General features: G+C 73.0%; 16 protein-coding genes. 10 read left to right on the forward strand and 6 right to left on the reverse strand.

Going from position 1 to position 22,896, the window contains the following annotated elements:
* Nucleotides 1-252 precede the first annotated feature (252 nt).
* Both ACSQ2D_RS14225 and ACSQ2D_RS14230 read left to right on the forward strand, forming a co-directional pair.
* Nucleotides 253-4,593: an FtsK/SpoIIIE domain-containing protein gene (locus ACSQ2D_RS14225; protein WP_435986585.1), complete on the forward strand. Its 4,341-nt coding sequence runs from the start codon at nucleotides 253-255 to the stop codon at nucleotides 4,591-4,593.
* A 28-nt stretch (nucleotides 4,594-4,621) separates the two neighbouring features.
* The gene (locus ACSQ2D_RS14230) at nucleotides 4,622-5,572 is read left to right on the forward strand and encodes an acyl-CoA thioesterase (RefSeq protein ID WP_435986586.1); all 951 of its coding nucleotides are present in this window, start codon (nucleotides 4,622-4,624) and stop codon (nucleotides 5,570-5,572) included.
* Nucleotides 5,573-5,610: 38 nt separating this feature from the next.
* Here the strand turns inward: ACSQ2D_RS14230 and ACSQ2D_RS14235 are convergent, their stop codons facing one another.
* The gene (locus tag ACSQ2D_RS14235) at nucleotides 5,611-6,816 is read right to left on the reverse strand and encodes a glycosyltransferase (protein WP_435986587.1); all 1,206 of its coding nucleotides are present in this window, start codon (nucleotides 6,814-6,816) and stop codon (nucleotides 5,611-5,613) included.
* Nucleotides 6,817-6,998: 182 nt separating this feature from the next.
* Here ACSQ2D_RS14235 and ACSQ2D_RS14240 point away from each other — a divergent pair, with 182 nt between their 5' ends.
* A complete protein-coding gene (locus tag ACSQ2D_RS14240) occupies nucleotides 6,999-9,059 on the forward strand; it encodes a PhoX family protein (protein WP_435986588.1) in 2,061 nt (686 codons plus the stop codon).
* Between the two features lie 97 nt (nucleotides 9,060-9,156).
* Here ACSQ2D_RS14240 and ACSQ2D_RS14245 read toward each other — a convergent pair whose 3' ends face one another.
* Nucleotides 9,157-11,349 carry an FG-GAP-like repeat-containing protein gene (locus ACSQ2D_RS14245; RefSeq protein WP_435986589.1) on the reverse strand — a complete coding sequence of 731 codons (2,193 nt, stop codon included), beginning with the start codon at nucleotides 11,347-11,349 and terminating at the stop codon, nucleotides 9,157-9,159.
* 126 nt (nucleotides 11,350-11,475) lie between these two features.
* Nucleotides 11,476-12,402, reverse strand: a complete 927-nt coding sequence (locus tag ACSQ2D_RS14250) for a DNA-3-methyladenine glycosylase family protein (protein ID WP_435986590.1) — start codon at nucleotides 12,400-12,402, stop codon at nucleotides 11,476-11,478.
* Nucleotides 12,403-12,529: 127 nt separating this feature from the next.
* On the opposite strand from ACSQ2D_RS14250, the gene ACSQ2D_RS14255 reads away from it, so the two are divergent.
* Both ACSQ2D_RS14255 and ACSQ2D_RS14260 read left to right on the forward strand, forming a co-directional pair.
* Complete coding sequence (locus ACSQ2D_RS14255) at nucleotides 12,530-13,273, forward strand: DUF3105 domain-containing protein (protein ID WP_435986591.1); 744 nt, start codon at nucleotides 12,530-12,532, stop codon at nucleotides 13,271-13,273.
* A 92-nt stretch (nucleotides 13,274-13,365) separates the two neighbouring features.
* A complete protein-coding gene (locus ACSQ2D_RS14260; RefSeq protein ID WP_435986592.1) occupies nucleotides 13,366-13,800 on the forward strand; it encodes a nitroreductase family deazaflavin-dependent oxidoreductase in 435 nt (144 codons plus the stop codon).
* Between the two features lie 36 nt (nucleotides 13,801-13,836).
* Here ACSQ2D_RS14260 and ACSQ2D_RS14265 read toward each other — a convergent pair whose 3' ends face one another.
* Together ACSQ2D_RS14265 and ACSQ2D_RS14270 are read right to left on the reverse strand one after the other, a co-directional pair.
* Entirely contained in the window at nucleotides 13,837-14,799 is a 963-nt protein-coding gene (locus ACSQ2D_RS14265; RefSeq protein ID WP_435986593.1) for a lysylphosphatidylglycerol synthase domain-containing protein, read from the reverse strand.
* A 33-nt stretch (nucleotides 14,800-14,832) separates the two neighbouring features.
* Nucleotides 14,833-16,881: a glycosyltransferase gene (locus ACSQ2D_RS14270; protein ID WP_435986594.1), complete on the reverse strand. Its 2,049-nt coding sequence runs from the start codon at nucleotides 16,879-16,881 to the stop codon at nucleotides 14,833-14,835.
* 98 nt (nucleotides 16,882-16,979) lie between these two features.
* Here ACSQ2D_RS14270 and ACSQ2D_RS14275 point away from each other — a divergent pair, with 98 nt between their 5' ends.
* From ACSQ2D_RS14275 to ACSQ2D_RS14290, 4 genes are read left to right on the forward strand one after another with little or no spacing between them, the layout of a single operon-like run.
* Complete coding sequence (locus tag ACSQ2D_RS14275) at nucleotides 16,980-17,666, forward strand: glycosyltransferase family 2 protein (protein ID WP_435986595.1); 687 nt, start codon at nucleotides 16,980-16,982, stop codon at nucleotides 17,664-17,666.
* Nucleotides 17,663-18,091, forward strand: coding sequence for a DUF2304 domain-containing protein (locus ACSQ2D_RS14280; protein ID WP_435986596.1), 429 nt, complete (start codon nucleotides 17,663-17,665; stop codon nucleotides 18,089-18,091). Before ACSQ2D_RS14275 ends, ACSQ2D_RS14280 begins: the two co-directional genes overlap by 4 nt.
* Nucleotides 18,081-19,262, forward strand: a complete 1,182-nt coding sequence (locus ACSQ2D_RS14285) for an LCP family protein (RefSeq protein WP_435986597.1) — start codon at nucleotides 18,081-18,083, stop codon at nucleotides 19,260-19,262. Before ACSQ2D_RS14280 ends, ACSQ2D_RS14285 begins: the two co-directional genes overlap by 11 nt.
* Nucleotides 19,262-19,990 carry a TIGR03089 family protein gene (locus ACSQ2D_RS14290; RefSeq protein ID WP_435986598.1) on the forward strand — a complete coding sequence of 243 codons (729 nt, stop codon included), beginning with the start codon at nucleotides 19,262-19,264 and terminating at the stop codon, nucleotides 19,988-19,990. The genes ACSQ2D_RS14285 and ACSQ2D_RS14290 overlap by 1 nt, the downstream gene beginning before the upstream one ends.
* An 11-nt stretch (nucleotides 19,991-20,001) precedes the next feature.
* On the opposite strand, the gene ACSQ2D_RS14295 is transcribed toward ACSQ2D_RS14290, so the two are convergent.
* Nucleotides 20,002-21,837, reverse strand: coding sequence for a peptidoglycan-binding domain-containing protein (locus ACSQ2D_RS14295; RefSeq protein ID WP_435986599.1), 1,836 nt, complete (start codon nucleotides 21,835-21,837; stop codon nucleotides 20,002-20,004).
* A 267-nt stretch (nucleotides 21,838-22,104) separates the two neighbouring features.
* Here ACSQ2D_RS14295 and ACSQ2D_RS14300 point away from each other — a divergent pair, with 267 nt between their 5' ends.
* Nucleotides 22,105-22,896, forward strand: coding sequence for a CoA transferase subunit A (locus tag ACSQ2D_RS14300; protein WP_435986600.1), 792 nt, complete (start codon nucleotides 22,105-22,107; stop codon nucleotides 22,894-22,896).

Consider the following 22,896-nt stretch of genomic DNA (forward strand, 5'->3'; position numbering starts at 1 on the left):
GTTCCCCTGAACCCTGTGAGTTGCTACGCCCGACATCCTGCCCGGACTGTCGTGATCTGGCGCGTCCAAGCTAGGTCAAATGCGCGCAAACGCGTCGTCCTCCTCCACAGGCGTGCCGTGGGCTCGCGCGGGGGCCGGGCACCGTAGCGGGTGCCGGGACAGCCCCGCCGTCGTCGTCCACAGCTGTGCACGCGACGGTGGGCGGCCGGCTGGCCGGCGGTCTCATGGGGGCCCCACGAGAAGGAGGAGCCGGTGCGCCTGACCATGACCGTCGTCGCCCCCCGTCAGGTCGGCGTGCCGCCGCGACACGTCACGGTCGAGGCCCCGTCGGGCACGACGTTCGGCGCGGTCCGTCCCGAGCTCACCGCCGTCGCCGGTGTCCCGGGCTGCGGCTTCAGCGTCGGCGGCCGCGTCGTCACCGACGATGCCGTGGTCGGGTCACCGCCGCTCCTGCGGGGGGCCCTGCTGACCATCGCCCGGCCGGGCGACCCCGTGGAGGCCGCGCCGGGTCGCGGCGCCGTGGAGCTGCGCCTGGCCGGTGGGGTCGGGGCGGGAAGAGTCGTGTCTCTCGGCCGCGGTGAGCACGTCATCGGCCGGGCCGCGTCCGCGGACGTCCGCCTCGACGACCCTGGCGCCTCGCGCGTGCACGCGGTCGTCACCGTGGCCCCCGACCACATCAGCGTCACGGACCACCACCCGACCAACGGTTCGCGCATCGACGGGGTCTTGTTGCCGAGCAAGGGTGCGCGGCTGGAGCCCGGCCGGCTGTTGACCGTGGGGTCGACGACGCTCGTCCTCGGCAGCGTGGACGTCCGCAGCGGGCACCACGACATCGTGGACGGTGAGGTCCGGATCCACCGCCAGCCACGCTTCCGCGACCCGGGCACGCCGCCGTCGGTGATCTTCCCCGAGGCCCCGTCGCGCCCGGAACGACACCGGATGCCGCTGCTCACCTCACTGGCTCCCGTGGCCCTGTCGGCTGTCCTCGCCGTCGCGCTCTCCTCACCGGCCCTCCTCCTCTTCGCCCTCATGTCACCGCTCCTGCTCCTCGGCCAGTGGTGGGGCGACCGGCGCGCCGGTCGGGTGTCGTACCGCAGGCAGGTCCGGGACCACGCCGTGCTGCTCGCCCGGGCCCGCGATCACCTCGCCGAGGCTGCCGCGGCGGACGCCGAGCGACGACGCGAGCACCATCCCGACCTCGGCCACCTCCAGGCCGTCGTGCGGCGGCGCGGCACCCGCCTGTGGGAGCGCCGCCCGTCGGACGACGACCACCTGGTGCTCCGGCTCGGCACGGCGACGCAACCGGCCGCGGTCGACGTGTCCGGTCCGGCGCCCGAGGGCATCCCGCTCGTGGACGGACTGCCTGCCCTGCTCAGTCTCGGGACGTCCGGCGTCGTGGGGATCGCCGGCCCACGTGAGCACACGGTGTCGCTCGTCGGCAGCCTGCTCCTGCAGGTGGCGACCTGGCACACGCCGCGCAGCGTCCAGGTGCACGTCCTCGCCGACACGCACCAGCGCGCGCTCGACTGGGAGTGGGCTGCGCACCTCCCCCACCTCCGGGACGAGGACGGCTCGGGGGCGCGTCTCGCCGGCGCCGCGACCGACGTGGCACGACACGTGTCCGCGCTCCGCGAGCTCGTCGACAGCCGCCTCGCGGCGGACGACGGTCGTTGGACGGGCACGCACCGTCCCTCCCCTGACCTCGTCGTGCTCCTCGACGGAGCCAGCGGGCTGCGTGCCCGTCCCGGGGTCGCAGACCTGCTGCGGGCCGGGCCCCGGGCCGGGCTCACCTTCGTCTGCATCGACCGCGACGTCGCCTCGCTCCCGGCCGAGACCCGTGCCACGGTCGAGCTCGCCGACGCGGCAGCCTCGGCCACGGTGCGCGAGGACGGACAGACGCTCACGGGAGTGGTCCCGGACCTACCCGCCGACGGCTGGCTCGAGGACGTCAGCCGCTCCCTGTCGCCATGCGTCGACGCCACACCGGAGGCCGGGTCTGCAGCCCTGCCGCGCACCGTCTCGTTCGTCGAGCTGCACCGGGGCGTGGGCATCGACCCCACGACCGCCGACGGTCTGGCGCGGTCTTGGTCGCGGAGCACGGGTCGACCCGTGGCGCTTCTGGGCCGGAGCACCGATGGCGACCTCGCGATCGACCTGGCGACGGACGGTCCACACGTGCTCGTCGGCGGAACCACCGGCTCCGGCAAGTCGGAGCTGCTCCAGACCCTGGTGACCGGCCTCGCCGTCAGCAACCGGCCGGACGAGCTGGGCCTGCTGCTCGTGGACTACAAGGGCGGCTCGGCCTTCAGCGACTGCGCGCGACTACCGCACACGGTCGGCCTCGTCACCGACCTCGACGCGCACCTCACCGCACGAGCGCTGACCTCGCTCGATGCCGAGATGAAGCGCCGCGAGCGGCTGCTCTCACAGGCGTCCGCGCGCGACCTCGACGACTACCGGCGCACCGCGGGCGTATGCCGTGAGCTCCCACCGCTGTCCCGGCTCGTCATCGTCGTCGATGAGTTCAAGGCCCTCGCGGACGAGTTCCCGGAGTTCGTCGCCGGCCTGGTGCGCGTCGCGGCCCTCGGCCGGTCGCTCGGGCTCCACCTCGTGCTGGCGACCCAGCGCCCGGCCGGCATCGTCTCCGCCGACATGCGTGCCAACGTGGCCCTCCGCATCGCCCTGCGGGTCCGTGACCGCGCCGACAGCGAGGACGTGGTGGACGCCGCCGACGCCGCGTCGCTCGACCCGCGAGCGCCCGGACGGGCCTGCGTGCGCTCGGGCGACCGGAGCCTCACCACGGTGCAGACCGCCTACCTCGGGCATCCCCTGGCCGACGGCCGCGAGACCACGGACCGCGTCCGTGTGGTCGTGCGCGACCTGCTGTCCGCGGTCGAGGCGCCCGCGGACGCCGCGGACGAGCCACGCCCACCGAGCGAGCTCCTCGCCGTCGTGGACGCGGCGCGCGCCGCCGCTCACCGCTCCGGCGTCCGGACCCAGCCCCCGCCCTGGCTGCCGCCGCTCCCGACAGAGCTGACCCCGACCGAGCTGACCCGGACCGAGCTGACCCGGGCCGAGCCGACCGGGCGTGACGAGGCCGCCGACGGCGGGCACTGCTCGGGCTCGACGGAGGCACTCGACGTGCCGATGGGCATGGTCGACGTGCCCGACGAGCAGCGACGTGACACCTTCCGGTGGTGTGCGAGCGACCATGGGCACCTCGGGATCGCCGGCGGTCCACGGTCGGGTCGCTCCACCGCCCTGCTCACGCTCGCCCTCGGCCTCGCCGCGAGCGCCTCACCCGACGATCTGCACGTGCATGTGCTCCAAGGCGTCGCCGGACCGTGCTCCGCCCTCGGGTCGCTTCCCCACGTCGGGGCGGTGACCGACGGTGGCGACCCGACCCGCACCCGACGCCTCGTCCGCCGTCTCCTGCACCTCGTCGAGGGGGACGAGCCCGGACCGCCCCGCACAGTGGTGCTCGTCGACGGCTGGGAGTCGCTCGAGGAGTCCTTGTCGCGACTCGACCACGGCGCACCCGTGGACGAGCTGCACCGCCTGCTCCGTGACGGGCCCGGCGCGGGCGTGAGGTTCGCCGTGACGGGTGGCCGGGCGATCCTCTCCGGCAGGCTGCCCGGGCTTCTCGACCACCGGCTGGCCCTGCACCTGCCCGACCCGCTGGACCTCACCCTCGCGGGCGTCTCCCCCGAGCTCGCGGCCACGGCAAGGCCGCCGGGACGGGCGGTCGACCTCCGCACCGGACGCGAGGTGCAGCTGGCCACGCCCGGCCCCGGCCCCTCCGCCGTCGCGGACGCCGTCGAGCGCACCGCGGCAGCACATCGCGCGACCCCGGGCGAGAGGCCAAGCCGCGCCCCGTGGCGCCTCACGGCGCTGCCGGAGCGGGTGCGGCTCGAGGACCTGCCGCCGACGCGCGACGGCGTGTGGGTCGGCGTCGGGGGTGACGACGCGGTCCCTCTGGCGGTGCCGCTCGGTGCCGGCCACCGTCGCGTCCTCGTCGCCGGCCACCACCGGTCCGGTCGATCGACGACCCTGGTGACCATCGGTGAGCAGCTGCTCCAGCAGGGACGACACGTCTGCGTCGTCAGTCCGCGACACTCCATGCTGTCCGTCTGGGCGGCCGGCCAGGAGTGCCCACTGCTGGCCCAGCACGACTCCACGGACCTCATCCGGATGAGGCGCCACGACCCCGACCTGTGTCTGCTCGTCGACGACGCGGAGCTCGTGGACGGCAGCCCCGCCGAGGCCGCGCTCGTCGAGGCGGCTCGGATCGTCGACGGCACGGACGGGGTCGTCGTGGTCGCCGCCGACCTGTCGCGCGCCAACGGGGCCTTCCGCGGGCTCGTGCCGGAAGTGGCCCGCGACGGCGTCGGCATCCTCCTCGGTGCGACGTCCTCCGGTGACGGCGACGTGCTCGGCGTCCGCCTCGAGATCGGGACGACCCGTCGGCCCGGCCGGGGCCATCTCGTGCTCGACGGTCGCTCGACACCGGTCCAGGTGGCCCAACTGGACCCGCCGGCGTGCCGGACGTCGGACTCACCACCCACGACGGCTCCCTCTCTGCCACTCTCGTGACCCACACCCCAGGCCCCCAGGAGGACCCATGCCGCGCGGCGCCCGAGAGATCACCCTCCGTTTCCTCGCCGCGCCCACCGACGCCGGGTACTCCGGCACGGTCGGCGGTGGACGCGTCCTCGAGTGGATCGACAAGGCGGGCTACGCCGCAGCCGCGGGGTGGAGCGGGACCTACAGCGTCACGGCATACGTCGGCAACGTGCGCTTCACCCGGCCCGTCGAGGTCGGCGACCTCGTCGAGGCCACGGCTCGTGTCATCCACACGGGCACGACGAGCATGCACATCCTCGTCACGGTCTCGGCCGGCAATCCCAAGGACGGCGACCTCCGGCCGACGACCGACTGCATCATGGTCTTCGTCGCCGTCGACGAGCACGGCCGGCCGACCCCGGTCCCCCAGCTCGTCCCCGAGGACGAGCACGACCGCGAGTGGCAGGAGAGCGCGGTCACGCGGATCGGGCTGCGCAACGAGATCGCCGCCGCGATGTCCGCCCAGACCTACAGCGACGCCGGCACCGCACCCCGCGCAGTGCTGCGTTTCCTCGCCGCCCCGACCGACGTCAACTGGGGAGGCAAGGTGCACGGCGGGATCGTCATGCGCTGGATCGACGAGGCCGCGCACGTGCTCGCCACCCAGTGGACCGGCTCGGCGTCCAACGTCGCGGTCTACGCCGGCGGGGTCCGCTTCTACCGGCCGCTCCGCATCGGCCACCTCGTCGAGGTGGAGGCGCGGCTGCTGCTCACGGGCACGTCGAGCATGCACATCAGCGTGCACGTCCGCTCGGGCGACCCGTCCACCGGCGACCTCGACCTGACGACCCACTCGCTCATCGTCTTCGTGCCGCTCGACGTCGACGGCAACGCCGTCGCCGCGCGCCCGTGGGTGCCGGTGAGCGACGAGGACGTCGCCCTGCGCGACCATGCGCAGTCGCTCGTCGAGATGCGCAACGAGGTCGATGCCGAGCGCCACATCCCCTGACGCCGGGACGTGCCCCACCCGTCACGCCGATCGCGGCGTCACGTCACGTTGGGTCGGCCCACGGCAAGCGCTTCGACGACTTCGACGACCTCCGAGATGTCTGGCAGAGAGGCGATCTCGTCAGCAAGTCCTCTGGCCGCCGCTCGCATGGTCGGGTCCGCGAGGACCCGTGTCACAGCCTCGGCCAGGTGCTCCGTCGCCCGTGTCCGGCCGCCCAGTCGTATGCCGGCACCCGCCTCGTGGACGCGCGTCGCGTTGATCTCCTGGTCGGACGCGAAGAGCGGCAGGACGACCTGCGGAACCCCGGCGGCCACTGCCGTCATGGTCGTGCCGAAACCGCCGTGTCCGACCATCGCCGACGCGAGCGGCATGATCTCGTCCTGGGGCCACCACTGCTCGACGTGCGCGTTGTCAGGCCACGGACGGAGCGCCTCAGGGTCGCCGGCGTGGCCCGTGGTCAGCAGCACCCGGACGGGCAGGCCCGCAAGCGCCTCGAGCGACCCACGGAAGACCGGGCTCAGGTCATCGAGCCCGCCCGTGACCGACCCGAAGGTGACGTAGACGAGCGGCTGGTCGCCGTCGCCCCACGCCGCCGGGAGCGAGCCCTCACGAGCCTCGAACGGTCGGGCGCGATAGCGGATCGTGGCCTGGCTCGGCGATGTCCCCGCGTCGCCTTCGAGCGACGCCGGGACGGAGCTGAGCACCGGCGCTGTCGTCGACCCGCGAGTGCACGTGCCGGACGCGAGTCCGGCCATCTCGTCGAGCTCGAGCAGCGGCTCCACGAGGTACTCCCCCGCCCAGGCGCGAACCCGGCCGACCCCGATCGCCACCTCCGCGTGTGGCACACCGGACCGCTCGGCGGCCGCGAGCGACCCGAACTCGCAGGGCTCGCGGAGGATGACGTCCGGCGCCCAGTCATCGACGACCTGCTGCACCCGCGGATAGGCCGCTCGGGCGTCGAGCCGGCCGAAGACCTCCCGGACGACCGTGGCGTTGGCCTCCTCCGGCGTCATCGACGGGATCCGCGCGAAAACGGCACCCATGACCTCCGGGGGCACGTCGTCGAACGGGACGTGCTCGAGGCCGGCCCGGGCCACGTGGTCCGCGAAGGATTCCGGTGCCGCGACCCGCACCTCGTGTCCCGCCGCCACGAGGGCGTGGGCCACGGGGACCATCGGGCCGAAGTGGCCTGCCCCTGCAGTCGACGCGAAGAGCATCCGCATGGCCACCAGCGTCCCACTCACGCCACCCGCCCCGAGTGGTTTCCGGCGGCATACGTGCACGGCCTGAGCAGACACGCGGAGTTCACCGGATGGCCACCGCAGCAGCACCCGACCGCTCCCCCACCGCTCATAGCGTCACAGGCGGATCCCGGCCGCGCCGACCCCAGGGGCGCGGCGGACTCACTCGCCGAAGGAGCACCCGCGTGACCCCCAAGCTTCTCCCCCTGATCGCCACACCCCGGCACGGCTCGCGCAGCCGCATGACGTGCCACTACCGCTGCAACAACGCCTGTGACGCGCCCGTCCCCAACGAGTCGGCCGGTCCCGCCATGCGCGACCTCGTCGAGAGCGCCCTCGCCCGTCGGTCCCTCCTCAAGGGTGGCGCCATCGGCGCCGGAGCCCTCGTCGTCGGCGGCCTCGCGAGCGCCACGCCCGCCGCGGCGGCGGGCACCGGCGCCGGCACCGCGGCCAGCCGCAGCCGCACCTCCGGCGACGTCGGGCGCGCTGCCTTCACGCCGGTCGCGCCGAACCGCGCCGACGCCGTGACGAACGCCCCCGAGTTCACCCACAACGTCGTCATCCGCTGGGGCGACCCGGTCGAGGCCGGTGCGCCGCGCTTCGACGCACACGCCCAGACGCCCGAGGCCCAGGCCAGGCAGTTCGGCTACAACAACGACTACGTCGGCGTCCTGCCCCTCGACGGCCGACGCGCGCTGCTCGTCACGAACCACGAGTACACCGACGAGAACCTCATGTTCCCGACGGGCGAGTACGACGACGCCACCATCAAGAAGATCGCGATGGCCGCCCACGGCATGTCGGTCGTCACCATCGAGCGCGGCCGGGCCACTGGCTCGTGGATCCGCTCGGACCACCGCCGCGCCCACCACAACCGCCGCGTCACGGTCCACACGGAGTTCGCCTTCCACGGCCCGGCTGCGGGCCATGAGCTGCTCCGCACCGCCGCCGACCCGACCGGCACCCGCGTCCACGGCACGTTCGGCAACTGCGCCGGAGGCACGACGCCATGGGGCACCGTCCTGTCCGGCGAGGAGAACTTCAACGGCTACTTCGACGCGAGTGGCACCGTCGACCCCGCCGACGCGACCTCGTTCAAGCGCTACGGCCTCGCGACCGCGGCCGTGACGAACCGCGGCTGGTCGACCGTCGACGAGCGCTTCGACCTCAGCAAGCACCCGCACGAGGCCTACCGCTTCGGCTGGGTCGTCGAGGTCGACCCCTTCGAGCCCGACTCGACGCCGGTCAAGCAGACGATGCTCGGCCGCTTCAAGCACGAGGGCGCCAACGTCACCATCTCCGACTCCGGCCACGCCGTCGCCTACATGGGTGACGACGAGCGCGGCGACTACCTCTACAAGTTCGTCTCGGCCGACCGCTTCCGCAAGGGCGGCTCGCGGGCTGTCCGCGCGCACAACAAGACCCTCCTGACGAAGGGCACGCTCTACGTCGCGAAGTTCGTCGGCGACGGCACGGGCGACGGCGAGTTCGACGGTGCCGGCACGTGGGTCGCGCTGACCTCGGACACGACCTCCTACGTCGCGGGCATGAGCGTCGCCGAGGTGCTCGTCAACACCCGCCTCGCCGCCGACACGGTCAGCCCGACGAAGATGGACCGTCCCGAGGACGTCGAGCCCAACCCCGTCAACGGCAAGATCTACGCCGCCCTCACCAACAACTCCGACCGCGGCGTGAAGTACCCGACCGACGAGACCAACCCGCTCGCGTCGAGCATGGTCCGCTCGGCCCTCGGCGCCCCGCTGACGAGCAAGTCGGGCAACCGCAACGGCTACGTCCTCGAGCTCACCGAGCACGGGAACGACCACACCGCAACGACGTTCACGTGGGATCTCTTCCTCGTCTGCGGTGACCCCGCGGCCCCGGAGACGTACTTCGCCGGCTACGACAAGTCGAAGGTCAGCCCGATCAGCTGCCCCGACAACGTCGCCTTCGACGCCGTCGGCAACCTCTGGATCTCGACGGACGGCAACGTCCTCGGCTCCAACGACGGCCTCTTCCGGGTGCCGGTCGCCGGCCGCGACCGTGGCCGCGTCGAGCAGTTCCTCACCGTGCCGTTCGGCGCCGAGACGTGCGGCCCGCTCGTCTCCGAGGACCAGCGCTCGGTCTTCATCGCCGTGCAGCACCCCGGCGAGACGGACGGCGCGACCTTCGAGACCCCGTCGAGCACGTGGCCGCACACCGACGGCTTCCCGCGCCCGAGCGTCGTCGTCTCCTACCGCCGCTGACCGAGCGTCACGACGGGCGAAGGCCCGGCACCGTCAGGGGGTGCCGGGCCTTCGTGCGTCCGAGGACGTATGCCGTGTGCTGCGACCGAGGGGACGCTCAGGCCGTGAGCAGCATCGTCTTCCAGCCGCCGCCCTCGCTGAAGACCTCGCCGGGGACGAAGGTCCCGTCGGCGTAGAGCTCGTAGCCGACGAGGTCGCCCGTCGCCGTGCGGGCCCACACCTGGGCGCGGCCGTAGGTCGTCTCGGTCACCGTGAGCGAGGTGAAGCCACCCCAGCCGGTGCCGATCTGACGACGGGCGAGGAAGCCGCCCGTGCCGTTGCCGGGGTAGACGAAGAGCTTGCCGAGGCCGTCGCGGGCGATGAGGTCGGTCTTGCCGTCGAAGTCGGCGTCACCGCTCGCGACGATCGCCGTGATGCCCGACCAGCCCGTGCCGATCTGGACGCGCGGCGCGAGCGAGCCACGGCCGGTGCCGGCGTAGAGCCAGAGGACACCCTTGCCGTCGCGGGCCACGATGTCGGCGCGGTCGTCACCGTTCCAGTCGCCGGGGCCGACGATCGTGTAGCTGCCCCACCCGGTGCCGAACTGCGTGCGGGCGAGGAAGCCGCCACCGCCGGGACGTCCGCGGTAGAGCCACAGGGTCCCGGCCGAGTCGCGGGCGACGAGGTCTGCCTGGTCGTCGCCGGTCAGGTCACCGAGGGCGACGACGGTGTTGTAGATGCCCCAGCCGGAGCCGATCTGTGCCCGGCCGGTGAGCTCCCAGCCGGTGTTGCGGTAGGCCCACAGCGCGCCGGCGCTGTCGCGGGCGATGAGGTCGTGGTGGCCCTCGGCGGTCCGGTTCGAGCTGCCCTTGGACTGCGGCTGGCGCACGTCCCAGCCGGCGAGGCCGGTGCCGTCGGGGGCGTCCTCCCAGCCGATCGCGGTGAGCTCGTCGTCGTCGCCGTTCGTGGCGCCACCCGGGGCCACGACGTACACGCCGACGGAGTACGCGTCGGGCGTGACGGGGTCGGGGGTGTCGCGCTCGACGTAGAGCGTACCGTCCAGCGTCAGGCGCGGCGAGGTGTACGAGTCGGTCGTCGACGTGCGCAGCGTGGTCACGGTGCCGGCGGCCGTGCGCTTCTTCAGCGTGCTCGTCGTCCCGTTGTCGGTCGTGAACCACACGGTGCCGTCGGGGCCGACCTCCGCGGTGTAGCCGCCGGCCGTCCCGGACAGCGGGGTCACCGTCGCGCACGTGGCGCACAGGGTGCCGAGGCCGTCGGCGTCGGTGCCGAAGGTGCTGACGACGAGGGTCCCGTCGGGACGCCAGGCCGGCTCGGCCGCGGGCGGCTCCGTCGTGACGGAGCGCTTGGTGTGGGACCCGAAGACGTCGACGAAGCCGAGCCCGACCGGCTCGCCGTTGGCGTCGTAGCGGGAGTACGCGAGCGTCTGCCCGTCGTAGGAGAAGGCCGGGTCGGCCGGGATGAAGCTGCTGCCCAGGTCGACGGTGAAGACGACCGCGGACGTCGACGAGCGACGGACCTCGAGCACCGGGTGGCCCACGGCCGCGTCGGTGCGCGTCACCGCGAAGAGCCGGCCGTCCGTGGAGTAGGCCGGCCCGACCCAGTCACCGGTGGTCGAGCGGTCGCCCTGGTCCCAGCGGCCCTGCTGGTAGACGCCGGACGTCGTCGCGACGACGGCGTCGGACTCTCCCCAGCCGTCGCGGGTCCAGGTGCCCTGGAAGTCCTCCGTGACGCAGTCCTCGAGGACGGCGCCCGACGAGCTCTTGGCGATGAGGCGGTACTTCGTGAAGGCGCGCTGGTTGTTCGTCCGGTCGTCGACGACGACCGAGCTCGTCGACGCCGAGCCGACGGTCCGCCACGTGCCGTACTCGCGCTGGCGCTGGACGGTGATGCTCGCGGCGCCGGCCGAGCTCGCGTGCACGACGGTGCGATCGGCGAGGGTGTTGAGCCAGAAGTCGTCGGGCACGCACGCCACCGCCTGGGCGGAGTAGGTGGTGTCGCCCGGGGCCGCCAGCGACGCACCGTCGCGCGCGCTCGGGTCCTGCTTCGTGCGCGACGGCTTGGTGCGCCCCGTCGACGCGGCGGCGACCTTCTCGGCACCCGTCCGGACGTCGGCGTCCGAGGCGTCGAGCTGGCCCGCGAGGACCTGGCCGGCTCGGCCGCGCAGGTTGCCGGGGTCGATCGAGCCGGCATCGGTGGCGGCACCTGCCGGTGCCGAGACGGCGATGGGCGCGAGCAGCGCCGCGGCGAGCCCGATGACGAGGGCGCGCGCCCCCTGATGCTGACGAGCCACGTGGCTGTCCTTCCCTGTGTGGACGAAGGCCGTTCCCCCGGACGGCCGACGCAGAGCATAGATGACATCACCGACGAACCGGGCAGCGAGCGAGCGACCGCCTCGGTCGTCCCCCGGCGGCGCGGGTCAGCGGGTGCGCGTCGGCAGGTGCGTGCGCGGCGCCATCCTCGGACCACGTCGCGGCCGGTGGTGGCCCGCGAGGCCGAGCAGCTGCTGCACGCGGTAGCGGTGACCGCGGTAGGGCTCGAGCAGCTCGGCGAGGCCGTCGTCGTCGACCGGGGTCCCCGTCAGCGCCCACCCGATGTCCTTGGCCACGTGGTAGTCGCCGAACGACACGGAGTCGGGGTCGCCGAGAGCCCGCTGCGCCACCTCGGCCGCCGTCCACACCCCCACGCCCGGCAGGGCGCGCAGGCGACGGTTCGCTTCGGCGACGGACACGGAGGCACCCTGCTCGAGCCGGCCGGCATACCCCGCCGCCCGCACGATGGTGCGCGAGCGCGCGCCGTCGACGGACGCCTGCAACCACGCCCACGACGGGACCGCCGCCCACCCGGCCGCGGTCGGCGGGGCCATGAGCCCCGGGAACGGCCCCGGCGCCGGCTCGCCGAAGCGGCGCACGAGCACGCGGTAGCCCGAGAACGCCTCCTGGCCGGTGACCTTCTGCTCGATGACGGCCGGCGCAAGCGCGTCGAACACGAGGCCCGACCGCGGCACCCGCCAGTGGGAGAAGCGCCGCCACGCCTCGGCGACGAGGTCGTGGTGCGGCTCGAAGCCCGAGGGGTCGTCCTCCTCGCCGAGCAGCGCCGGCACCGCGTCCAGGAGCCACGCCGCCCCCGGACCCCACGCCTGCGCGTGCACCTCCGAGTCGCCCGGGCGGCACGCGAGGTGGAGGGTGCCGACACCCTCAGGCGTCTGCGCCGCGCGCGTCACCGTGCCCTCGCGTCCGAAGCGCGAGGTGGGGTCGCCCGAACCCCGGCGGAAGACACCGAGCTGGGCGCGCAGCGCGATCTCACGGTCGCTGCGCCACAGGCGGGTCGAGGCTTCGGGCACCACAACATCCTCGCTTACACTCGGCACCGTCGCCGCACGGGACGACCCGTCCGTCGACAGAGCGACTCACACCGCCCCGCCCCACCGGCCCCACCGGCCGCCGCCGACAGACCGACAGGAACGAGGAACGATGGCCCGCGAGACGAGCCGAGACCGCCGCGAGCGCGTCGCCGAGATGCAGGCCGCCCAGAAGAGGGCCGAGCGACGTCGCCTCCTCGTCGTCATCGGGGCCTGCGTGGCCGTCATCGCCATCATCGGCGCAGCCGTCGCCTGGGCGATCATCGGTGAGCAGAACAAGAAGGACGAGGCGCTCCAGAACATCAGCGGCGACGTCGCGGCCGCATCGTGCGACCCCATCACCAACGACCCCGCCAGCGGCTCGAGCGACCACGTCGGACCCGGCACCAACCAGGCCGACGTCACGAAGATCGAGTACTCCACGGTCCCGCCGTCGAGCGGCAAGCACTTCGCGGTCCCGGCCGTCGACGGGCGCCGCGTCTACACCGTCGCGGACGCCCCGCAGATCGAGACGCTCGTGCACAACCTCGAGCACGGCTACACGATCCTCTGGTACGACCGCTCCGTCGAGAAGGAGCAGGCGGCCGCGTTCGAGGCGCTGTCGACGAAGGTCAACGCCATGAAGGAGTCGGCCAACAAGTTCCTCATCAGCCCGTGGGACCCCGCCTACGGTGCCCTCCCCGCCGGCAAGAAGTACGCCCTGTCGCACTGGTCGGCCGACGTCGACCAGGCGAGCGGCAAGGTGTCGAACCAGATGGGCCACCGCCAGCTGTGCGGAGGCCTCAACACGACGGTCGTCGAGGACTTCGTCAAGAAGCACCCGTGGAGCTCCGCCCCGGAGCCCGGCGCCGCCTGAGCAGCCCGCTGGGCGACGCCCACGCACCCGCCTCCCGGCCCCCGGTGACCCACCGGGGGCCGGTCGCGTGCCCGCCGGGTTACCCTGCCGTCATGGCGATCACCGGCGAGTACGTCCCCAGCCCCAGCGAGTGGGTCCGCAACCAGGTCGAGACGATCGAGAGCACCGGCACGACCGACTCCGTCGACATCATGGGCCTGCCCGTCGTCATGCTGACGATGCGCGGCGCGAAGACCTCGGCGATCCGCAAGGTCCCGCTCATGCGCGTCGAGCACGACGGCTCGTTCGCGGCGGTCGCGAGCCAGGGCGGGGCGCCGACGCACCCGAACTGGTACCACAACCTCCTCGCCCACCCCGACATCGACCTGCAGGCCGGCACCGAGACGTTCCCCGTGCACGCCCGCGAGCTCGAGGGCGAGGAGCGCGAGCAGTGGTGGGAGCGGTGCGTCGCGGCCTACCCGCCCTACGCGGAGTACCAGACGAAGACCGACCGCCTCATCCCCGTGTTCGTGCTCGAGCGCCGCTGACCGCGGGCGCGGGCGCGGGCCCGCTCACACGCCGGCTCAGACGCTGACGTCGCTCTCCGCGGCGGCGTGCCGCTCGCTGATGAGGTGGTGCGAGCGGGCGTAGAGCCACCCGCCGAGCGCTGCGACGACGTCGACGATCGTCACGATGAAGCGCGACATGATCGCGACGGCGGCCGCGGCCGGCGTCGGCATCGCCGTGGACAGGATCAGGGTGAGCAGTCCCTCGCGGGCACCCAGGCCGGCCGGCAGGACGATCGTCAGCATGCCGAGCGACACCGACAGGGCGTAGCCGGTCATCGCCGCGGTCGTCAGGTCGGGGTGCGGCGAGGCGTCGCCGGCGACCGCCCGGGCCAGCAGCAGGGTGTGCACGCCGAAGGCGACCCACACGAGGATGAAGATGACGACGGCGCGCAGCACGGCTCCGGCCGACAGCCCGTGCTCGAGCGGCTCGCGCTTGATGGTGCGCAGCATCTTGTCGATGACCGCGTTGAGCAGCTTGGGCACGCAGAGCACGACGAGGATCGGGATGCCGAGCAGCAGCCACCAGTCGAAGCCGGCCGAGCTGCTCGTGAGCAGGAACGACGCGGCCGGGAGCCCGACGAGCAGGCCCGTGAGCAGGGCGAGGCCGAGCGCGAGGAGACCGGTCACGGCGGTGCGCCGGCGCGGGACCTTGAGGTGGCTCGCGATGTCGGCCTGGACGAGCACCGACCACAGCGACCCGGGGAGGTACTTGCCGAGCTGGCCGACGAAGTAGACGCCGGAGGCGGGTGCCAGGTGCAGGTCGGACCCGAGGTCGCGCAGCAGCGTCTTCCAGCCGATCATCGTCAGCCAGGTGCCGAGGGCCGCCGCGAGGGTCGACCACACGAACGTCGTCCACGAGATCTTGTCGAGGTGCACCGACACGTCGGCCCAGTTGTGGACGACCGCGTAGACCACGGCGGCGAGGGTGATGACCGCGATGGCCACGCGGAGGGCGGTGAGGATCTTCTTCCGGGTCATGTCGCCACCATCATCGCAGTGTCACCCGGGTGCTCAGCGCCGTCGCAGGGTCAGGCGCACGAGACCGTATGCCGCGTCGTCGGCTCGCGCGCGTGACGCGGCCTCCCGCATCCGGGCGTTGACGTCGCCGTCGAGGTCCCCGATGAGCACGAAACCGAGGTCGTGGGCGCGGGCCAGGATGCCGCGCACGTCGGCGGGCCCGACGGCGCCCTCGGCCGCACGCGGGCCGATCGGGACGGTGACGACGAGGAGCCCGCCGGAGCGCAGCGCCCACGAAGCCTGCTCGAGCACGTGGTCGACGTCGTCGGCGTCGCACCCGTGGGGATGGATGCGCACGATGACGTCGAGGGAGCCGGTGTCGACGTCGAGCGCCGCGACGCTCGGGTGCGAGCCCGTGAAGTCGATCTCGACGGGAGCGAAGCCGACCGCACGGGCCCACCGCGACAGGAGCGAGCGCGTGCCGCCCTCGTCGACGATGACCGCGCTGCGACGGCCGTCGTCGCGCACGCGCAGGATCGCCGCGAGGCTGCCGAGCGCCGCCCACGCCGAGACGCTGTCGAGCGACCGGGGCAGGCCGAGGATGCGCGAGAGACGGCGGGCGTCGTCGGCCTCGTCGGGCTCGCCCAGCACGTCGGTGGCGAGCACCCACTCGGGCAGGTCGTCGGGACGGAGGGAGACCAGCGGTCGCCGCGCCGCGATGGCCCGGGTCGCGCTGCGTCGGGCCCGGCCGGCGACGCGGCGGGCCCCTCGACCGAGGACGCGACGCGCCCGCGGGACCAGGCCCCGGCCTGCTGCCTCGGCGCCGTCCGCGACCTCGAGCGCGTCGGGGTCGTCGGGGTCGTCGGGGTCGTCGGGGTCGTCGGGTTCATAGGGGTCATGGGCACCCACGACGGGGTCGGGGTCGTCGGCGGGCGCGCCGACATCGCCGAGCAGCACGCTCTCGTCGACGGACAGCGCCTCGAGCGTGCCGAGGTAGTGCGCCCACGGTCCCGAGAGGTCCGGCGTCTGCACTCCCTCGGCGAGACGGCGGCGGACGTCGGGGTCACCGAGGCGCCGCAGGGCTCCGGCGAGCGCCCGCTCGTCCTCCGGCGGGACGAGGATCCCGTTGACGCCGTCGGCCACCTGCTGCGAGAAGGGCGCGATGTCGGAGGCGAGGACGGGCAGGCCGTGGGCGTGCCCGAGGATGACGTTCTGCGAGGCCGTCGCCGAGCGGTAGGGCAGGGCGAGCACGTCGTGGTCGGCGAGGAGCGAGGCCAGGGCGTCGGCCGGGACGTAGCCGTCACGGATCTCGACCCGGCCGGCGAGAGCCGGATCGGACGCCAGGCGGGCGATGACGCCGCGGTTGGCGCCCCAGATCTCGCCGGCGATGGTGAGGGTCACCTCGGGCACGGTCCGCATCGCGCGCAGGAGCACGTCGATGCCCTTGTACTCACGGATGAGACCGAGGGCGAGCAGGCGGGTGGGCCCGGGTCGCGGGCCCCGGTGGATCGGGTCGCCGCCGGGCAGGTGGGGCGGGAGGTCGGCCACGGACACGCGACGCGCCCCGAGGTCGTGGGCCACCGTGGCCTGCTCGGCGCTGTGCACGAGGACGGAGTCGACGCGCGAGAAGAGCACCGACATGAGCCTGGCGTCACCCGGGTGCGGCTCGTGGGGCAGGACGTTGTGACAGATGACGACCGACTGGGGTCGCGGTCCGGCCCCGCCCGGCACGGCGCCGGCGGCCCGCAGCAGCGCGAGGTGCGCCGGCACGACGGGGGGCATGACGTGGACGACGAGGATGGCATCGACGTCGCGCAGCCGCCGACCGGCTCGCACCCACGTGTCGGGACGAGCCCAGCTGAGCGCCCGGATCGTCCGCGGGAACGGCGGCACCTCGGGCACCCCGTCGGGCACCGAGGCGTCGGCGTGGTGCAGCTTCGAGGGATACAGGTGCGCCCACGACACGAGCGTCACGTCGTGCCCGGCGTCCGCGAGGTGGTGGGCGAGCATCGTCGTGTGCGCGGCGACGCCGCCCTTGTGCGGGTGGGTCGGGCCGACGATCGCGATGCGGAGCGCGGCCGATCCCGTCGAGTCGTCCGTCATGGTGTCCCGACTCTAGTTCCCGGTGGGAGCCCTCAGGCGTGCTGCCGCGCGCGCCTCGCGTGTCGGTCAGGGCACCGGCGGCGCTCTACGCTGGGCGCATGCAGAACGAGGACGTGTGGCTGGTCGTGCCGCTCTACGACGAGGCAGCCGTCATCGCCGACGTCGTGCGCGAGGCCCGCACGGTCTTCCCCAACATCGTGTGCGTCGACGACGGGTCGCACGACGCCTCGGCCGAGCGTGCCGAGCAGGCCGGTGCGGCCGTCGTGCGCCATCCCGTCAACCTCGGGCAGGGAGCGGCCCTGCAGACCGGCTTCGACTACGCCCTCGGTGACCCGGCCATGCGCTACGTCGTCACCTACGACGCCGACGGACAGCACCAGATCCATGACGTCGAGGTCATGGTCGAACGCATCCGACGGGGCGACGTGCGTGTCGTCTTCGGCTCCCGCTTCCTCGACGAGCGCACCGAGGCCTCGGCCTCCAAACGGCTCGTCCTGCGGGCCGCGGTCGCCTACACGAACTTCACGACGGGCACCCGCCTGACGGACGCGCACAACGGCCTGCGCGTCCTGCACCGTGACGTCGTGCAGCGCCTCGACATCACCCAGAACCGGATGGCGCACGCGTCCGAGATCGTCGCCCAGATCGGCTCGATGCGCTTCGACGGCGCGAAGGTCGCCTACGCGGAGGAGCCCGTGCACATCCTCTACACCGACTACTCCAAGGCCAAGGGCCAGTCGCTCTGGAACGCCGTCAACATCCTCGCGGAGCTGATCTGGCGATGAGTCGACAGAGCGTCATCCAGATCCTGCTCATCGCAGCCGTCCTCGCCATCGCCTGGCGGCTGCTCATCGGCTCGGGCCAGCGCACGCAGGCGCTGCGACGGCTCGGGCTGCTCTTCCTGCTCGGCATCGTCATCTACTCGATCATCGACCCGAGCAAGACGTGGACCAACCTCGCCAAGGCGCTGGGGATCGGACGTGGCGCCGACCTCATCCTCTACGGGCTCGTCGTGGCCTTCCTCGGCTTCGTCGTGACGACGTACAAGCGCTTCCGCGCGATGGAGACCCGCTACACCCGCCTCGCGCGGCGCATCGCGCTCGACGAGGCACCGACCGCGGCCGAGCACGTGAGGTCGACAGGTTCGGCTGTCACACTGTCCGGCGAAGTTCCCCCGTCCCCGAGCGTGAAGGCAGCCGATGCCGACTGATCCGAGCACTCCGCGCCGTCCCGGCCGCGACGACGCCTACGTCGTCGACACGCGCCGTCGCCCCAAGCGACCCGGTGGAGGGGCCATCGCCCCGTCGCGCGACGACGAGCGGGACGCCCGGCCGGAGGCCCGGCCCCGGGAGCCGCGGGAGCCCCGGGAGCCGCGCGAGCCCCGCTACCGCTGGCGCCGCGGACGCATCGCGCTCATCGTGCTGCTCGTGCTGCTCATCGCCTGGATCGGCTTCATGGTCTGGGTGCCGATGCAGGCCTGGGGCGCCGTCAACAAGGTCGACAACATCCCCGACGGGGAGCGCCCGACCGACACGTCGGGCTACAACTACCTGCTCGTGGGCTCCGACAGCCGCGAGGGCCTGACCAAGGAGCAGCGCAAGAAGTACGCGACGGGCAACGCCGCGGGCAACCGCACCGACACGATCATGCTCGTCCACGTCCCCGAGAGCGGCGGCAAGCCGGTCATGGTCTCGCTCCCCCGCGACTCCTACGTCCCCATCCCGGGCCACGGCTCCAACAAGATCAACGCCGCGTACTCCATCGGTGGACCCAAGCTGCTCACCAACACCGTCGAGCAGGTCACCGGCATCCACGTCGACGGCTACATCGAGATCGGCCTCGGTGGCTTCGCCGCCGTCGTCGACAGCGTCGGCGGCGTCGACCTCTGCGTGCCGCGCGACATGAAGGACAAGAAGGCCGGCATCGACCTCAAGAAGGGGTGCCAGACCCTCGACGGCGGCAACGCGCTCGGCTACGTCCGCTCCCGCTACGAGGACCCGCTGGGCGACATCGGCCGCGCCGCCCGCCAGCGCCAGTTCCTCGGCGCCCTCATGAAGAAGGCGGCCACGCCCTCGACCGTGCTCATCCCGTGGCGCTACAAGAGCTTCGCCGACGCCTCCGCCGCAGGCCTCGCCGTCGGCCAGGAGACGGGGATCATGGACGCCGTCCGCGTGCTCCAGGCGATGCGCGCCGTGAGCAACGACGAGGGCCTCTCGCTCTCCGTCCCGACCTCCGACCTCGCCTACCGCACGAGTGCCGGCGCCCTCGCCGTCAAGTGGGACACCGAGCGCGCCAAGGCGCTCTTCAAGGCGCTCAAGGACGACGAGCCGCTGACGGAGCCGCCACCCGGCACCACCGTCGAGGGAGCGAAGAACAGCTGATGGCCGACCTGCTGCCCGCCGACGTGCTCGCGCGGATGGTCGTCTCCGACCCGGGCCGGCCGCGCCTGACGTGGTACGACGACGAGCCGGGACCGACGTCGGGCGAGCGCATCGAGCTCAGCGCGCGCGTCCTGGCCAACTGGGTCTCCAAGGCCGCGAACCTCCTGCAGGACGACGCCGCGGCGGGACCGGGCACGACGGTCGGCCTCGACCTGCCGGCGCACTGGCGCTCGCTCTACTGGGCCCTGGCGACGTGGTCGGTCGGCGCGACGGTCGTCCTCGGCAGCGCGGCCGCCGGCGCCGACGTGCTCGTCACCGACTCCCCCACTGCCGCCGCCGGGCACGGGGGCGACGCGGTGCTCGTCTCCCTGCCGGCGCTGGCCCGCCGTCACCCGGAGGCGGACGAGGCCGGTGGCGCCGTCGACGAGGCCCGCGAGCTGGCCACGCACGGCGACCTCTTCTCGCCGATGTCCGACCCCGAGCCGGGCGACGTCGCCCTGGCCGCGGACGGCGTCGACACGGCATACGGCGCCGTGGTCGTGCCCGACGAGGGCTGGGGCACGGCCCCCCGCGTCGCGCTCGGCGGCGGGCTCGAGCCGGTGCTGCGCCTGGCGCTCGCCGCGTGGGCGGTCGACGGGTCGGTCGTGCTCTTGCGTGGCCGGCGCGACGACCTGGCGGACCGCTTCGCGTCGGAGGGCGTCACCGTCGACGCGCGCGAGACCGCCTGAGCCCCAAGGGTCTACGCCGAGAGCCGGTCGAAGAGCGACCAGGTGCGCGACGCGACGACACCGGTGCTCGCGAGGCCCGCTCGCGCCTGGGCGGACTTGACCGCCTCGCGGGTGGCCAGGTCGAACACGCCTGTCTGACGCACGCCGAGGAGGCGTTGCACGGCGACGACCTGGGGCCCCGTGTCACCCGCGCGCAGGACCGTCGAACGGTCGGCCACGAACGGGAAGTCACGCGCCTCGAGCACGTCCCAGAGGTCGGGTGTCATGACCCCGGTCTGCGGCAGTGCGAGCGAGCGCTGGAGCGAGGCGACCTTGTCGCGCGTCACGGAGCCGAAGACGCCGTCGACGGCGAGGCCACCGAGCGCCCGCTGGAGGACGCGCACCGCGGCGCCGCGCGAGCCGGTCGCGAGCGTCAGGCTCTTGTATGCCGTGTAGCTCGTGCCGATGTCGACGCTGGCGACCCCGGCGCTGCTGCGTGACGACGTGCTGGCGTAGGCGGTCATGGCGAGGTCCCTCCCGGTCGTGGTGCTGCTGGTGACGAGCGCGACGGTGCTCGCCGTGGCGGACCAGCCGCGCGTGTAGAGCCGCTGCTGCGTGGCGGAGTCCGCGACACCGGTCTGCGGCAGCCCGGCGAAGCGCTGGTAGGCCGTCACCCGGGCCCGGGTCATCGTGCCGTAGTAGCCGGTCGTCGGCAGCGAGCCGAGCCGGGCCTGGAGGGTCTTCACGGCCGCGGAGGTCATCCCGAACCGCAGGGTCGGGTAGGCCTTCGTCGTCGTGCCGGACGCCGCCGCGGTCCCGGTCCAGCCGCGGACCCACAGCCGAGCCTGGGTCACGGGGTCGGCGACGCCGGTCTGAGGCAGCCCCACGAACTTCTGGTACGCCGTGACCCGGGCCTTCGTCAGGCTGCCGTAGTAGCCCGTCGTGGGCAGCGAGCCGAGCTTGGTCTGAAGGACCTTGACGGCGGCCGAGGTCATGCCCGGCTGCAGCGTCGGGTAGGCGGCGGTGACGCTCTTCCAGCCGCGCGCGGCGAGGATCTCCTGGGTGCGCAAATCGGCGACGCCGGTCCGGGCCAGCCCGACGAAGGTCTGGTACGCGATGACGCGGGCCTTCGTCTGGTCGCCGAAGTAGCCGGTGGTGGGCAGGTTGCCGAGCCGGACCTGCAGCTGGCGCACGGCCTCGGAGCGCATCCCGTAGGACAGCACGACGGGCTTCGTCGTCACCGGGGTCGTCGGCACCGTCGACGCAGCCGCCGGCGGCAGCGAGGTGAGGTAGCTGCGGGTCGCGACCCCGGTCCACCACGACGTGCGGCCGGCGGCCCCGTCGTAGTTGAAGCTGAAGTGGATGTGGTCGGTGTGCGGCGAGGTGCCGTAGTACGGCGCCCAGCCCCGCTCCGGTGCGTACGAGCGCCACATCTTCCGGTTGTGGATGATGTACATGATCCCGAAGCGGCGGGCCATGGCGCCCTTGACGCCGTTCCTGTCCGGCGCCGTGAGCCACGCGAGCACCGACTGGGCGACCGCCTCCTGCGAGGGGTTGCTGACGTTGAGCATCCAGTCCCAGGCCCGGCCGTCGTAGTGCTCGGACGGGCCGCTGCCGCAGGTACGTCCGATGAGTCCCGTCGACCCCATCCCGTAGTGCGATGTCATGAGCCGGGCGAAGGCGAGCACGCCGGGACGCGCCACGGGGTCGCAGATCGTCTGCTCCTGGTAGGGCACGTACACGTCGAGCGCGCTCGGGAGCGTCCGGGTCGGTGGTGCCTGGACCGCCGCGGCCGGGCTCGCCGCCAAGGGCACCGTCAGTGCGGGCAGGGCGAGGACGAGGCCCATCGGGCGTCGGCGCAGGGCCATGGTGAACCTCTTGTCAGGGGTGGAACGGGGCGGAACAGGGGTCGAGCAGGTTTACTCCCGCACCATTTATGCACTCCAGTCACACCCATCACAAGGCGGTCCGCCGAATTACAGCGCTGTTCTTATCCGAGGGGTGCACATGACAGCGCCGTCATTCGGCACCCGCCCGCGCCGGACGGCATACGTGCTCGGCGACCACACGTCGGTCCGCTCGTGTGGGTCGACCCCACGGCACCGACGCGCGGCGGCGCGGATAGAGTCCGACCCATGGACAAAGTCGTCTCCACCCCCCAGGAGGCCATCGCCGGGATCAGCGACGGAATGTCGCTCTCGGTCGGCGGCTTCGGCCTCTGCGGCATCCCCTCCGTCCTCATCTCGGCGATCCACGACGCCGGCCTCACCGACCTCGAGGCCGTCTCGAACAACTGTGGCGTCGACGACTGGGGGCTCGGCATCCTCCTGCGCGACAAGAGGATCCGCCGCATGGTCAGCTCGTACGTCGGCGAGAACAAGGAGTTCGAGCGGCAGTACCTCTCCGGCGAGCTCGAGGTCGAGCTGACGCCGCAGGGCACGCTCGCCGAGCGGCTGCGCGCCGGCGGCTCCGGCATCGGCGCCTTCTTCACGATGACCGGCGTCGGCACGCAGATCGCCGAGGGTGGGCTCCCCTGGCGCTACGACGACTCCGGCAACATCGCCGTCGCGTCCCCGCCGAAGCAGACCCAGGACTTCGAGTGGATGGGCGAGACGAAGACCTTCGTCCTCGAGCAGGCCATCACGACCGACTTCGGGCTCGTGCGCGCCGCCAAGGGCGACCGGCACGGCAACCTCGTCTTCAACCAGTCCGCCCGCAACTTCAACCCGCTCTGCGCCATGGCCGGCCGCGTCACGGTCGCCGAGGTCGAGGAGCTCGTCGAGCCGGGCCAGCTCGACCCCGACGAGATCCACCTGCCCGGCATCTTCGTCCAGCGCGTGCTCCCGCTGACCCCCGAGCAGGCCGCCGAGAAGCGCATCGAGCGGCGCACCGTCCGCCCGCGCACGACCACCGAGCAGGAGGCCTGA

Origin of the sequence: Terrabacter sp. LjRoot27, from assembly GCF_964254175.1 — a bacterium.
GTDB lineage: Bacteria > Actinomycetota > Actinomycetes > Actinomycetales > Dermatophilaceae > Terrabacter.